General features: G+C 58.4%; 13 protein-coding genes. 2 read left to right on the forward strand and 11 right to left on the reverse strand.

The features are described 5' to 3' along the window. Nucleotides 1–183 precede the first annotated feature (183 nt). Nucleotides 184–342, forward strand: coding sequence for a DUF3309 family protein (locus tag AC07N8_RS18070; protein WP_172825980.1), 159 nt, complete (start codon nt 184–186; stop codon nt 340–342). A gap of 70 nt (nt 343–412) precedes the next feature. On the opposite strand, the gene AC07N8_RS18075 is transcribed toward AC07N8_RS18070, so the two are convergent. The 10 genes from AC07N8_RS18075 to AC07N8_RS18120 all read right to left on the reverse strand — a co-directional run bounded on the left by AC07N8_RS18075 (nt 413) and on the right by AC07N8_RS18120 (nt 9,839). Then, entirely contained in the window at nt 413–2,506 is a 2,094-nt protein-coding gene (locus AC07N8_RS18075; protein WP_493145207.1) for an LTA synthase family protein, read from the reverse strand. A 282-nt stretch (nt 2,507–2,788) separates the two neighbouring features. After that, nucleotides 2,789–3,394 carry an START domain-containing protein gene (locus tag AC07N8_RS18080; protein ID WP_483841327.1) on the reverse strand — a complete coding sequence of 202 codons (606 nt, stop codon included), beginning with the start codon at nt 3,392–3,394 and terminating at the stop codon, nt 2,789–2,791. Nucleotides 3,395–3,435: 41 nt separating this feature from the next. Further along, nucleotides 3,436–3,690, reverse strand: a complete 255-nt coding sequence (locus AC07N8_RS18085; protein ID WP_123432722.1) for a YkgJ family cysteine cluster protein — start codon at nt 3,688–3,690, stop codon at nt 3,436–3,438. A gap of 165 nt (nt 3,691–3,855) precedes the next feature. Continuing rightward, nucleotides 3,856–4,329: a translation initiation factor 2 gene (locus tag AC07N8_RS18090; RefSeq protein ID WP_493145211.1), complete on the reverse strand. Its 474-nt coding sequence runs from the start codon at nt 4,327–4,329 to the stop codon at nt 3,856–3,858. An 89-nt stretch (nt 4,330–4,418) separates the two neighbouring features. Further along, on the reverse strand, nt 4,419–5,858 hold the full coding sequence (locus tag AC07N8_RS18095) for an aminotransferase-like domain-containing protein (RefSeq protein WP_123432724.1): 1,440 nt from the start codon (nt 5,856–5,858) through the stop codon (nt 4,419–4,421). 210 nt (nt 5,859–6,068) lie between these two features. Beyond that, complete coding sequence (locus AC07N8_RS18100) at nt 6,069–6,881, reverse strand: OmpA family protein (RefSeq protein ID WP_123432725.1); 813 nt, start codon at nt 6,879–6,881, stop codon at nt 6,069–6,071. Next, the gene (locus AC07N8_RS18105) at nt 6,878–7,234 is read right to left on the reverse strand and encodes a DUF4398 domain-containing protein (protein WP_483841330.1); all 357 of its coding nucleotides are present in this window, start codon (nt 7,232–7,234) and stop codon (nt 6,878–6,880) included. Before AC07N8_RS18105 ends, AC07N8_RS18100 begins: the two co-directional genes overlap by 4 nt. A 9-nt stretch (nt 7,235–7,243) precedes the next feature. Further along, the gene (locus AC07N8_RS18110; RefSeq protein ID WP_493145212.1) at nt 7,244–8,077 is read right to left on the reverse strand and encodes a substrate-binding periplasmic protein; all 834 of its coding nucleotides are present in this window, start codon (nt 8,075–8,077) and stop codon (nt 7,244–7,246) included. Between the two features lie 80 nt (nt 8,078–8,157). After that, the gene (locus AC07N8_RS18115) at nt 8,158–9,087 is read right to left on the reverse strand and encodes an electron transfer flavoprotein subunit alpha/FixB family protein (protein WP_140667304.1); all 930 of its coding nucleotides are present in this window, start codon (nt 9,085–9,087) and stop codon (nt 8,158–8,160) included. Nucleotides 9,088–9,089: 2 nt separating this feature from the next. Further along, nucleotides 9,090–9,839, reverse strand: coding sequence for an electron transfer flavoprotein subunit beta/FixA family protein (locus tag AC07N8_RS18120; RefSeq protein ID WP_007945693.1), 750 nt, complete (start codon nt 9,837–9,839; stop codon nt 9,090–9,092). A gap of 548 nt (nt 9,840–10,387) precedes the next feature. Between AC07N8_RS18120 and AC07N8_RS18125 the strand changes: the two genes are divergently transcribed. After that, on the forward strand, nt 10,388–12,052 hold the full coding sequence (locus tag AC07N8_RS18125; protein WP_483841332.1) for an electron transfer flavoprotein-ubiquinone oxidoreductase: 1,665 nt from the start codon (nt 10,388–10,390) through the stop codon (nt 12,050–12,052). Between the two features lie 90 nt (nt 12,053–12,142). Here AC07N8_RS18125 and AC07N8_RS18130 read toward each other — a convergent pair whose 3' ends face one another. Then, the gene (locus AC07N8_RS18130) at nt 12,143–13,033 is read right to left on the reverse strand and encodes an AraC family transcriptional regulator (RefSeq protein WP_493145215.1); all 891 of its coding nucleotides are present in this window, start codon (nt 13,031–13,033) and stop codon (nt 12,143–12,145) included. Between the last annotated feature and the right edge of the window lie 15 nt (nt 13,034–13,048).

Genomic DNA, 13,048 nt, shown 5'->3' on the forward strand with positions numbered 1-13,048 from the left:
CCGTGGGCGCGTGTGGTTCAACTAATCCTGCAAAAAACGAAATAAACAGGTCATCAAAAAACATTAAAAAAACATGGAATTTTCCGACTCGTGCACCAGTCGGACTTTGTAAGCAGCTTGAATTAATAACCTTCCAGCTGACAGTTAAAAGACAGGTCAATCCAGAACACTTCCAACAAGGAAATAGACATGGGCACAATTCTGATCGTTATTCTGATCCTCTTGCTGATCGGTGGTCTGCCGGTTTTCCCACACTCCAGAAGTTGGGGTTATGGCCCGTCGGGTATCATCGGCGTCGTGCTGGTAGTGCTGTTGATTCTGCTCTTGCTTGGCAGGATTTAACGGATATAACGAATTAACGGACAAAAAAAGAGGCCCTTCAAGAAGGGCCTCTTTTTATTGCGCTGAAAACTTAGTCCGGTTTGCCGTCGATAACACCGGCGGTGTTGTCGAGCAGGCTCTTGGTCGCCGTTTGCAGGAACGACTCAAGCTTGAGCTTCAACTCGGCGGTGCGTGGATCGTTAGGCACGATCTCGGCATGCGGCTTGGCGCCCAGTTCATAGCGGTACATCTTCGGCTCCATTTCCTTCTCTTTCGGCAGCACCAGAATCTGGTCAGCGGTGAGAATGGCCGTGGTCTGTTCGCTGCCCGACGGCTTGATCACACCAAAACCGCTGTCGCCTTCCGGCAGGTTGAGCAGGTCGCGCCCCCAGCACTGATGACGCACTTCGCCACCGATACGACCCATGATGGTCGGCACGATGTCGATCTGAGTGCCCACGGTGTGGTCACGCTGGCCGAACTTTTCCTGAATACCCGGTGCGATCATCAGCATCGGCACGTTGAAACGACCCAGGTCCATTTCGGTGATTTGCTGCTCGTTACCGAAACCGTGGTCACCCACGATCACAAACAGGGTTTCCTTGAAGTACGGCTCTTTACGCGCCTTCTCGAAGAACTGACCCAATGCCCAGTCGGAGTAACGCATGGCGGTCAGGTGTTCGTTGAGGCTGCCGCGATCAGTCACGCGCTCGACCGGCAATGGCGTCGGCAAGGCATACGGCGTGTGGTTGGACAGCGTCTGCAGCAAGGCATAGAACGGCTTGCCGTTTTCCCGGGCCTTGAGCTCTACCAGGCCACGGTCGAACATGTCCTGGTCGGACACGCCCCAGGTCGGATCAGAAAACACCGGGTTGACGAAGTCGTTACGACCGATGAAGTTGGTCATGCCCTGGTTGCTGAAGAAGCCCGACTGGTTATCCCAGGCGAAATCGCCGTTGTAGACGTACACGTCGTCGTAGTCACGGGCGCTGAGCAACTGTGGCAGGCCGGACAGTTTGTGGCTGCCTTCCGGGGTCTGCATCAGGTATTCGAAACCCGGCAGGTTCGGGAAGCACGCCATGGTGGCGAACATGCCCTGGTGGGTATGAGTGCCGTTGGAGAAGAAGCGGTCGAACAGCAGGCCTTCCTTCGACAATTTGTCGAGGTACGGCGTGATGTTGCCCGGGCCGCCCAGCGCGCCGACCGAGTGACCGGCCATGCTTTCCATCAGGATCACGACCACGTTCTTGATCGGCAGGGTCTTGTCGGCCGGTGGCGTGTAGTCGCGACGCACGGCGGCAGTTTCAGCATCCACCAGTTTTTCGTCTTTCATCACCAGCATGTCACGCACGGTCTGCTGGGCCAGAGGCTGCGGCAGTGTGGCTTTCCAGATGTTGTCGCGATCTTCGGACATCCGGCTCTTGGCCGCCGCGATCAGCGACAGCGTACCGTTGAGGCCCAACTGGTTGGCGAAGTTCGAATCGGTGGTGTAGACGTCACCCCAACGCAGCGGCGGGCCCTGACGCAGGGTGCCGCGAGCGGCGACCACGCAGATCAGCAGGCAGACGACGAACACGCCGATGCGCGCATACCACGGGGCGATCTGGCGCGTGCCGATGCTGCCGCCGCTGAACGGGCCACGAGGCCGGGTCGCACGATCCGCGCCCTTGAATGCCAGGGTCAGGATCAACGTGCCAACGGCCCATGCCAGCAGATAACGAACCACCGGGAAACCGTACCAGAGCATGCTCATCACGGTTTTCGGGTCTTCCTTCACATACTGGAAGACCAGGCCGTTGAGGCGCTGGTGGAACTCGCGGTAGAAGTCCATCTCCATCAGGCCGAGGAACAGCGCGATGCTCGACGCGATGGTCAGCCAGAAGCGGAAGAACCCGCGAGCAGCCATGGCCCGCGCGCTGAACAGTGCCAGCAACAGCGGAACGCAGAGGTAGACCACCAGGCGCAGGTCGAAACGCAGGCCGTTGGCGAACGCTTCAAGGAACGTCGAAGCCGGGGTGTCGAGGATCATCGAGCGGTTGTAGACCAGCAGCGCAACACGCAGCAGGCTGAACATGACCATCATGATCAAGGCGCACAACAACGTGTAGGCCAGATGCGATTTGACGGTCGGTTGCAGCAGGCGACTAGAAGCTCGCTGCTGATTCAGGGCGTCCGGGTTTGCCATGTCGTTTTAGGACCCATTGGAAGTTGAAGTTTCAAAAATACAGCGGCGCCCTGCCCTCTATTGGCCATTACTTGGCCCCGGGGCTTGCGCGGTGCGCAAATGTTGCACGATCACCCGCCTCATTGCCATTGATTACTGTTTGGCTGACGGATGCGGGCGGATTGTCTTGGAGGCTTTGTGAAAATTTTGTGCAACGCATATCCGGAAACACAATAAAGCCGTGCACGGCTAAAAACGCAAACGCCCCGAACCAGTCGGGGCGTTTGCAGAACAACGCAGCGATTACTTCTCGGCGCGTTCTTTCAGGGTTTTCAGGGTATTGAACGGTGCATCGACCACGAACTTGTTGGCGATCATCGATGGCACGCTGCCGCCTGGCTCGGTGTGTACCTGATAGGTTACTTCGACCTGGTCACCCTTCGGGACGAACTTCCAGAACCCGTCGACCTTGGTGACACGTACAAACCCTTTTTCTTCTGGAATGTACTTCGGCACGCCTTCGAGTTTGCGGGTCAGACTGCCATCGGCGCCTTCAACGGTGGTGATGTGCAGCACCGAATCACGCGCAGTGACGGGCCACGGGGTATTGAATTGAGTGTAGGTCCAGCTCTGGTCGCCTTCGTGCTTGAGCAGCTTCTGCATCTTGCACTCGTGAATCCAGGCACAGGCGCCGGCCACGTCTTCCTGCAATGCACGCAGTTTGGCGACGGTGGTCTTCATCAAGGTAACGCCCTGATAGGACTTGTAGTCCGAACCCGGCACTTCAGCCAGAGAGATCTTGATGCCGTCTTCGTTCTTGGCGACTTTCCAGTCTTCAGCCTGGGCGGCCGTAGTGGCCAACACGGCGGTCAATCCACACAACACAGCGATACGATGCAGCGAACCCATGGTTTTATTCCTTATTGTTGAAGTTCCGTTGGTTGTAAACATCACGCCGCCGTCATCTGCTCCCACCATCCCAGCAGTTTGATCGCCTCGTCACTGCTGCTGCCGCACACTTCGATATCGGCTTCAAATGCCGAACAGACGGCGGGGCGTTCGGGTTTGCCGAAGATGTTGCACAGGTTATCGACCGACAGTTGCACGCAACGTTCGCCAGCGGCTTTGCCATTGGGCATACCGGGAATCGGTGAACTGATGGAAGGGGCAATGCAACAGGCGCCACAGCCTTCACGGCATTTCATGACGACGAGCTCCTCACGAGGTGTGATGTGTAAAAGGACGGGACACAGAGTAACCGCTAAAACAGTTGTTTTAAATTACCCGGACCGGGGTTTTTTCGTTCAAACCAGCGTGACTGACCAGTCTCCGACAAAGCGTCTGGCCGGCGGCTCACGGATGGGAACGATTTACTGCTTGAACTCGAAATCCAATGCCGCGCCTTCGACTTCCCGGCGCTCTTCATTGCGCAGCTGCAACTGCATTTCGTTACTGAGCAGCCGACCGTTGAGCTGAAACGGGCTGCTGCCGGACTTTTCGCCAAACATTTGTGGCAGAAGCGCATCGTGACTGGGCAGCGGCACGGTGCCGATCGGTTTCAATTCCTGGGCCATTTGCGGCGGCAGTCTCAAGTCGAGTTTGACCGGAGGCAGTTGGGTTTTCACCACTTCGCTGGACGCTTTCGACTTGGAGGCAATAGGTGGCCGCTTTTTCACCGCCGCCGTTGGCTTTTTTACGACAGCGGCTTTTTTGACAGGCACCGGTTTGGTCCCGGTTGCGCTGGCGGCGGGTTTTTCCTGGGCAGCCGCTGCCATGACGCCTTCAGCGTGAACGGTCATCAACAGGCAAAGAAACAGGCAGACGGCAGGAAAAATCGGCTTCATGAACCCAACAGCAATAACGGCAGAGGGCCATATGCTCGCCTGTTGCGCGCCACATGACAAGCTCCGCCGAGAACCTCCCGCCGGACTGCTCAGAAGCCGCCGGCCGTCTCCTGGCAAAGTTGCGTCGCCAGCATCCCCAGCGTCATCAAGGCCCGTTCGGCTTCACGGTTCCAGGGGGTGCCGCAGTTCAGCCGAATGCAGTGATTGAACTGCTCGGTGTTACTGAAGATCAGCCCCGGCGCAATACTGATGCCCTGCTGCAACGCCCGTACGTGCAATTCCTGGGTGTTGACCCGCCCCGGCAAACTGACCCACAAAATGAAGCCGCCGGTCGGCCGGGTCATCTGCGTGCCTTCGGGGAAATATTGCTGAACGGCCAGTTGGAAGGCGCTGAGGTTCTTGCGGTATTCCTGGCGGATGTAGCGCAAATGTCGATCGTAGCCACCGTTTTCCAGATACGCCGCAATGCCCATTTGCGTGACGCTGCAGGCCGAATGGGTACTGAACGTCTGCAAGCGCTGGATTTCCTGCTGGTATTTGCCGGCAATCATCCAGCCAATCCGCACGCCCGGCGACAGGGTTTTGGAGAAGCTTGAACAATAAATAACCCGATCCAGCCGGTCATAGGCCTTGAGCGATTTGGTACGCCCCTGCTCGAACATCAGTTCGCCGTAGATGTCGTCTTCGACAATCTGGATGTCGAAGTCCGATGCCAGGCGCAGCAATTGTTTCTGCCGCTCCTCGGGCATGGTCCCACCCAAGGGATTGCTCAGCCGCGTGGTCAGCACCAACGCCTTGATCGACCACTGGTTGGCCGCCAGTTGCAGCGCTTCAAGGCTCATGCCGGTGGCGGGATCACTGGGGATTTCAATGACTTTTAGGCCGAGCAAGTCAGCCAGTTGCAGCAGACCGTAATACGTCGGCGATTCGGCGGCGATCAGGTCGCCCGGTCGGGTCAATACGCGCAGTGACATCTGCAACGCGTCGACGCAGCCGTGGGTAATGACCACTTCGGAGGGATCGACCACCACACCGGCATCGCGCATGCGGATCGCCACTTGCCGGCGCAACGGTTCAAACCCGGGGCTGAACATGTAGCTGAAGGCACGCGGGCTATGGAAACGGGTGACTTTGGCCAATTGCTGATGCAGCGCCCGCACCGGCAGGTAATCGACACTGGGCACCGCAGCGCCCAACGGGAAAACACCTTCGCGGCGGGATTCGACCAACACTTGTTGAATGATACTGCTGCGCGTGACCAGGCCAGGACGCTCGACCCGGGCGATGTCTGGCGTCGGCGCGGTCAGGGCCGGCGTCTGGTGAACGTAGTAGCCCGACTGCGGGCGGGCGCGGATCAGCCCCTGATCTTCAAGATTGGCATATGCCTGCAACACCGTCGCATGGCTGACATTGAGCTGCGAGCTCATCTTGCGCACCGAAGGCACGCGCTCCCCCGGTTGATAGACACCACGGCGGATGTCTTCGGCCAGTTGTTGAGCAATACGTTGGTAGAGCAAGAGATTGGTCATGACGCAGCACTCGATTTCACGGGCATTTTATTCTTGTGTGAAACAATACCGGAACAGTTTAGAAGTGTACTGGGACAGTTGCCACAATAGTCGACCATACAGTGCAGTGTCAGCAAAATCTGTACTGCTTTTTGTCATCAGCCAGGCAAATAACAGGCGCAAAAAAACCCGGCGCTGTCTGGCAGGCCGGGTTTTCCAGTGACGCAACCCTTAGCGGGCGGCGCCGAGCTGGCCTTTTTCGTCGGAGAACACAATTTCCACCCGACGGTTCTGCGCACGGCCACGCTCGGAAGCGTTCACGTCCACCGGGTATTCATCGCCGTAGCCTTCGACCTGGATGCGTTTGTCGTCGATGCCCAGGTCCATCAGGACGTCAGCCACCGATTGCGCACGGTCACGGGACAGCTTGAGGTTGTCCTGCTTGCCGCCGGTGCTGTCGGTGTAGCCTTCGATCCGCACCACGCGTTTCGGGTTGAGCTGCAGGAACTGAACGATCTTCAGCACCACACGGTTCGCCGAATTTTTCAGCTCGGCTTCGCCGGTATCGAACAGCACATCGCCCAAGGTCATCACCAGACCACGATCTGTCTGGGTGGTCGCCAGCGCGACAATCTGCTCTTCGAGCCACTTGCCCTGCTGCTGAACGCTGAGCAATTTGGATTCGCGCAGTGCCAGTTGCAGACGCTGACGCTCCAGTTCGAGTTTCGCCGCGCGCTCTTCGTTGAGCACCAGATTGGTGTGCTCCCGGGCAATTTCGCTGTAGCGCTGGCTCAGGTAGGCGTAATGCACCACGTCCGAACCGCTGCCCCAATAGCTGGACAAACGATCGGCGCGAGCCAGGGACTCACCGGCGCGTATCACGTCCTTGGGCGCGATACGCAGCACGTTGGAGTCTTCCTTGACCTTCTGGAAGTCGGCGCCTGCTTCTTGCAAAGCGGCTTCACTGTGCTGGCCGGCACAGCCATACAAGCTTGCGCAGCCGGCGAGGATCAAGCTGCCGAGCGCTTTCGACTTGAGGCTCATTGGGCATCCCCCACTTGCTTGCGCAGACGAGTGATGCGGGTATTGAGCACGTTCAATTGCTCCTCGCTCTTGAGGGTCAGCACCTTGGCTTCGGCCAGACGCGCGTCCAGTTCGGCCTGCTCGGCACGCATGCGCGCATGTTTGTAGGACTGCTCGGTCATGTTGCTTTGGGCACGGGCGAATTTTTCTTCGGCCAGTTTCATTTCCGGCATGTCGTCGGCGGTGGCGCCCACGGCTTTGGCCTGGACGAGTGCCTGTTCGGTCAGGCGAATCTGTTCATTCGGCGCCGGATCGGCTGCACAACCCGCCAGAGCCAGAACGGCCAGGGCAGCGAAAAGAGGTCGAATACTCACTAAGAATCCCTACTGTTTTGGGGCACTGACAGGTTGTTGCTGCTGCTGTTGCTGCGTTTTCCAACGCTCGATATTGCGTTGCAACGCGGCGTCCGTCAGTCCTGAGGCGGGCAATTCTGTCATCTTTTTGGCCAGCTGTCCGCGCAACCACGGATCGTTGCAGGCGGAGTTATGGGAAACCGCGAGGTACAGACCGGGTTTGTCGATCGGAACGGCACGGGGGATCAGGTCATTGGCCATGCTCAGCGCCTGCGCGGCCGCCGTGCCGGAGTAGCGTCCGGCGAGTACAAACTCCACCTCGCCCAAGAGCAATTTCTGAAAGGCCTGGGTCAGGTTGGGCGTACGGGTGAGGGTCAATTGCTGATCGGCAAAAGTGCCGAATGCCGGGGTCATTCGAGACTTTTCCGACAATGCGCCGGGGTGGCCGTGGAGGTCCTGGGCCTGGTTGTAGACCAATGCCGAGTCTTTGCGGGTCCAGACCAGATAGTCGTTTTCCAGCAACGGCGGATGAATGTAATCCAGGGTTTCCAGTTCGCTGACGGTCAACGTTGCATCGGCCAACATGTCCATGCGCCCGCTGCGTACTTCGTCCAGCGCCTGGGCGCGTTTGCCGGCATACAGCAACTCAACCTTGATGCCCAACTCCCCCGCCACTTGCTGCAACAGGTCAGCACTGGCACCGATCAGCTTTTTAGGATTTTGCGGGTCTTGCCACAAGTACGGTGGTGCGTCCGGGCTGCCGGTCACGATCAGCCGATCGCATTTGCCCGCTGCATTGGACAAGGTCGGCAACATCGTCAGGCCCAGCAATAACGACCAGCCACACACACGGCGCAGATCCATGGCAACACTCTCCCACTCAAATCCGGAACAAAAAAAAGCCCGACCAAAAGGTCGGGCTCTTTATAAGTCAGGCCGCTGGATTAGACCAGCTTCTCGAACTCGGGGATTGCTTCGAACAGGTCTGCCACCAGGCCGTAATCGGCCACCTGGAAGATCGGCGCTTCTTCGTCCTTGTTGATCGCAACGATCACCTTGGAGTCTTTCATGCCGGCCAGATGCTGGATCGCGCCGGAAATACCGACCGCGATGTACAGCTGTGGAGCAACGATCTTGCCGGTCTGACCGACCTGCATGTCGTTGGGTACAAAACCTGCGTCGACCGCGGCGCGGGAAGCACCGACAGCAGCGCCCAGCTTGTCAGCCAGGGCGTACAGGTGTTTGAAGTTGTCGCCGTTCTGCATGCCACGACCGCCGGAAACGACGATTTTGGCAGCGGTCAGTTCCGGACGATCGGACTTGGCCAGTTCTTCGCCAACGAAGCTGGAGATCGCAGCATCGTGAGCAGCAGCAACGGATTCAACAGCAGCCGAACCACCTTCAGCAGCAACCGGGTCGAAACCGGTGGCACGCACGGTGATGACTTTCACCGAAGCGTTGGACTGAACGGTAGCGATGGCGTTACCGGCGTAGATCGGACGCTTGAAGGTGTCAGCGCTTTCGACCGAGATGATCTCGGAGATCTGGTCAACGTCCAGCTGAGCGGCAACGCGCGGCAGGATGTTTTTGCCGTTGGAAGTCGCGGCAGCCAGGATGTGGCTGTAGCCCTTGCCCAACTCTGCAACCAGAGGCGCTACGTTTTCCGGAAGTTGGTGAGCGTAGGCAGCGTTGTCAGCTACCAATACTTTGCTCACGCCAGCGATTTTCGCAGCGGCTTCAGCCACAGCGCCAACGCCTTGGCCGGCAACCAGAACGTGGATGTCACCACCGATTTTGGCGGCAGCAGCCACGGTGTTCAGGGTGGCAGGAGCCACAACCTTGTTGTCGTGCTCAGCGATTACCAAGATAGTCATGATTAGATTACCTTCGCTTCGTTTTTCAGTTTCTCGACCAGTTCAGCCACCGACTTGACCTTGATACCCGCGCTGCGTGCAGCAGGCGCTTCGACTTTCACGGTCTTGTTGGTGGAGGCGGTGGAAACGCCCAAAGCGTCCGGAGTCAGCACTTCGAGAGGCTTCTTCTTGGCTTTCATGATGTTTGGCAGGGACGCGTAGCGCGGCTCGTTCAAACGCAGGTCGGTGGTGACGATGGCCGGCAGTTTCAGGGAAACTGTCTGAGCGCCGCCGTCGACTTCGCGAGTCACGGCAACGCTGTCGCCGCTGATTTCGACTTTCGAAGCGAACGTGCCCTGACCGTAGCCGCTCAGTGCAGCGAGCATCTGGCCAGTCTGGTTGTTGTCGCTGTCGATGGCTTGTTTGCCAAGGATCACCAGCTGAGGCTGTTCCTTGTCGACAACAGCCTTCAACAGTTTGGCAACGGCCAGCGAAGTCAGGTCTTCGGCGGATTCGACGAGGATGGCGCGGTCGGCACCCAGAGCCAGCGCGGTGCGCAGTTGCTCTTGAGCGGTGGACGGGCCGACGGAGACGACGACGATTTCAGTCGCAACGCCTTTCTCTTTCAGGCGTACGGCTTCTTCCACTGCGATTTCGCAGAACGGGTTCATCGACATCTTGACGTTGGCAAGATCGACGCCGGAATTGTCCGCCTTGACGCGGACCTTGACGTTGTAATCCACAACGCGTTTGACAGCTACAAGAACCTTCATGGATTCCTCGTTACTCTCCGGTGAAAAGAAAGTCGCCTAGGCGAACCTGGCGGTTGATGCTCATCGGGCGCAAGGGCACCTCTAAAAACGCCGGCAAACGTGTCAAGTGACCATCGCTCATGAAGTGCATGACCGTTCGTCAGTGGTGACCAACGAGTCATTCAATATCGCGGCGTGTAAACTGCGAGCCAAACCTGCGCTGCGCATCACTTTCCACTGCCATCGCCCTGTCTTTAGAGGTGCTCTTGAAACCAACAGTCAGCCTACGGCGAGCGCAAAACCGACCGTATCTTGACCGGAACGCCTATTCCGGTCAATACGGCAAAATGGCCGTTCGTAAGCCGCGTGACTTTGATTTCTCTGGCTTTGAGCCAATTCAAACAAACGTTTGTATTGGACGCTAGGAGTGGTGTAGATATAATGCGCCACCCAGAGAGAAAGGTGACTAATCGATTGTCCCCTCCCGGCATTAGTGCAGGGATTCATGGATGCGACACCAAACCTCCAATTAGAAAAAAAACTGTTGAGCCTTGAGTAGGAGATAACCTGTGGAACGCGAATACATGGAATTCGACGTCGTCATCGTCGGTGCCGGCCCCGCTGGTCTTTCCGCTGCCTGCCGCTTGAAGCAGAAGGCTGCTGAAGCCGGTAAGGAAATCAGCGTCTGCGTGGTCGAAAAAGGCTCCGAAGTCGGTGCTCACATCCTGTCCGGTGCCGTGTTCGAACCACGCGCCCTGAACGAACTGTTCCCGGACTGGAAAGAACTCGGCGCCCCGCTGAACACGCCGGTCACCCGCGATGACATCTTCGTTCTCAAGAACGCTGAAAGCGCGCAAAAGATTCCTGACCTCTTTGTGCCCAAGACCATGCACAACGAAGGCAACTACATCATCTCGCTGGGCAACCTGTGCCGCTGGCTGGCCCAGCAGGCCGAGAACCTGGGCGTAGAAATCTACCCGGGCTTCGCCGCCCAGGAAGCGCTGATCGACGAGAGCGGCGTGGTTCGCGGGATCATCACCGGTGACTTGGGCGTTGACCGCGAAGGCCATCCGAAAGAAGGCCTGTACACCCCGGGCATGGAACTGCGTGGCAAATACACGCTGTTCGCCGAAGGCTGCCGTGGCCACATCGGCAAGCAACTGATCAAGCGCTTCAACCTCGACAGCGAAGCCGACGCCCAGCATTACGGCATCGGCCTGAAAGAAATCTGGGACATCGACCCGGCCAAACACCAGCCAGGCCTGGTGGTTCACACCGCCGGCTGGCCGCTGGACATCATGGGCACCGAGAACACCGGTGGCTCGTTCCTCTATCACCTGGAAAACAACCAGGTGGTCGTCGGCCTGATCGTCGATCTGTCCTACAGCAACACCTACCTGTCGCCGTTCGACGAGTTCCAGCGCCTCAAGCACCACCCGGTGCTCAAGCAGTACCTGGAAGGCGGCAAGCGCGTCAGCTACGGCGCACGTGCCATCTGCAAAGGTGGCCTGAACTCGTTGCCGAAAATGGTCTTCAAGGGTGGCGCGCTGATCGGTTGCGACCTCGGCACCCTGAACTTCGCCAAGATCAAAGGCAGCCACACCGCCATGAAGTCCGGCATGCTCGCCGCTGAATCCGTGGCCGAGGCGCTGTTCGCCGAGAAAGACGGCACCGAAGAGCTGACCACCTACGTCGACGCGTTCAAGAAGAGCTGGCTCTACGACGAACTGTTCGCCAGCCGCAACTTCGGCCCGGCGATCCACAAGTTCGGCGCCATCGTCGGCGGTGGTTTCAACTGGCTCGACCAGAACATCTTCGGCGGCAAACTGCCGTTCACCTTGCACGACACCAAGCCGGATTACGCTTGCCTGAAGCTAGCGGCTGACTGCAAGAAGATCGACTACCCGAAACCGGACGGCAAGATCAGCTTCGACAAACTCAGCTCGGTGTTCATCTCCGGTACCAACCACGAAGAAGAACAGCCTTGCCACTTGAAGCTGACCGACCCGAGCATCCCGATCAGCAAAAACCTGCCGCTGTACGATGAACCCGCGCAGCGCTACTGCCCGGCCGGCGTGTACGAAGTGATCACCAAGGAAGACGGCGAGAAGCGCTTCCAGATCAACGCCCAGAACTGTGTTCACTGCAAGACCTGCGACATCAAGGACCCTGCACAGAACATCACCTGGGTCACCCCGGAAGGTGCTGGCGGCCCGACTTACCCGAACATGTAAGTCGAACGCCTGAACATCAAGGCTCCCGAAATGGGGGCCTTTTTGTTGCCCGCGATTCAAGATCATGCACCTACAGGGATTTGCGGTGGATCAGGCTGCGCGTTCATCCCCGGGATTACGCTCAAAGTAGCGCTTGTACTCCCGACTGAACTGCGACGTGCTCTGATACCCCACCCGATGCGCCACCTGCGCTACGCCCAGGCCCTCGGAAAGCAACAACTGCTGCGCCTTGAGCAAACGCAAGCGCTTCAGATACTGCACCGGTGACAACAACGTGCTGCGCTTGAAATGCTCATGAAACGTCGACGCACTCATGTTTGCGCAACTGGCCAGCGTCTCGACATTCAGCGGCTCGGTGTAATGCGCATGCAGATGACTGAGCGAGGCCGCGACCCGGGCGAATTGCCCCTGCTGCTCCACCAGTGCACGCAACACATCGGCTTGTGGCCCGCGCAACGCGACGAACAACAACTCACGCAATCGCGCCTGGCCCATCACCTGGCATTCCAGCGGATCGTGCAGGCAGCGCAGCAACCGTTCCACACACCCGCGCATCGCGTCGTCGAGCACCGTCGAAGTCATCGACTCCAGCGTCTGCGCCGCAATATTGCGCCCCGCCACCAGCCCCATGGCCAACACCAATTCGCCGAGCAACGTGCGGTCGATCGCGATGGAAATCCCCAGCATCGGCCCCTCCGGCGCGGCAAAGGTCTCGCACTCGAACGGCACCGGCAGCGCCTGAATCAGATAATGACCGGCGCCGTACTCCAGCGTACGCGGCCCCAGGTACGCCAATTTACTGCCCTGGACGATGATGACCAGGCTCGGCTCATAGATCTGCGGCCCACGCGCCACATCACAACTGGCACGCAATACCTGCACACCCGGCAACGCGGTGGGCGCGAAGCCGTCGCGTGTGGTCAGCGGCTGAATCAGCGAAACCAGCGTGGCATTGGCATCGAGATGACGGGTCAACAACATGGGCGCTCTTCACAA

This window comes from Pseudomonas sp. GW821-FHT10C09, from assembly GCF_059415465.1.

Excerpts from the sequence above, each read along its gene's own strand:
- AC07N8_RS18120 (WP_007945693.1), bottom strand. The coding sequence starts at position 9,839 with ATGAAGGTTCTTGTAGCTGTCAAACGCGTTGTGGATTACAACGTCAAG.
- AC07N8_RS18115 (WP_140667304.1), bottom strand. The coding sequence starts at position 9,087 with ATGACTATCTTGGTAATCGCTGAGCACGACAACAAGGTTGTGGCTCCT.
- AC07N8_RS18095 (WP_123432724.1), bottom strand. The coding sequence starts at position 5,858 with ATGACCAATCTCTTGCTCTACCAACGTATTGCTCAACAACTGGCCGAA.
- AC07N8_RS18085 (WP_123432722.1), bottom strand. The coding sequence starts at position 3,690 with ATGAAATGCCGTGAAGGCTGTGGCGCCTGTTGCATTGCCCCTTCCATC.
- AC07N8_RS18090 (WP_493145211.1), bottom strand. The coding sequence starts at position 4,329 with ATGAAGCCGATTTTTCCTGCCGTCTGCCTGTTTCTTTGCCTGTTGATG.
- AC07N8_RS18110 (WP_493145212.1), bottom strand. The coding sequence starts at position 8,077 with ATGGATCTGCGCCGTGTGTGTGGCTGGTCGTTATTGCTGGGCCTGACG.
- AC07N8_RS18130 (WP_493145215.1), bottom strand. The coding sequence starts at position 13,033 with ATGTTGTTGACCCGTCATCTCGATGCCAATGCCACGCTGGTTTCGCTG.
- AC07N8_RS18100 (WP_123432725.1), bottom strand. The coding sequence starts at position 6,881 with ATGAGCCTCAAGTCGAAAGCGCTCGGCAGCTTGATCCTCGCCGGCTGC.
- AC07N8_RS18080 (WP_483841327.1), bottom strand. The coding sequence starts at position 3,394 with ATGGGTTCGCTGCATCGTATCGCTGTGTTGTGTGGATTGACCGCCGTG.
- AC07N8_RS18075 (WP_493145207.1), bottom strand. The coding sequence starts at position 2,506 with ATGGCAAACCCGGACGCCCTGAATCAGCAGCGAGCTTCTAGTCGCCTG.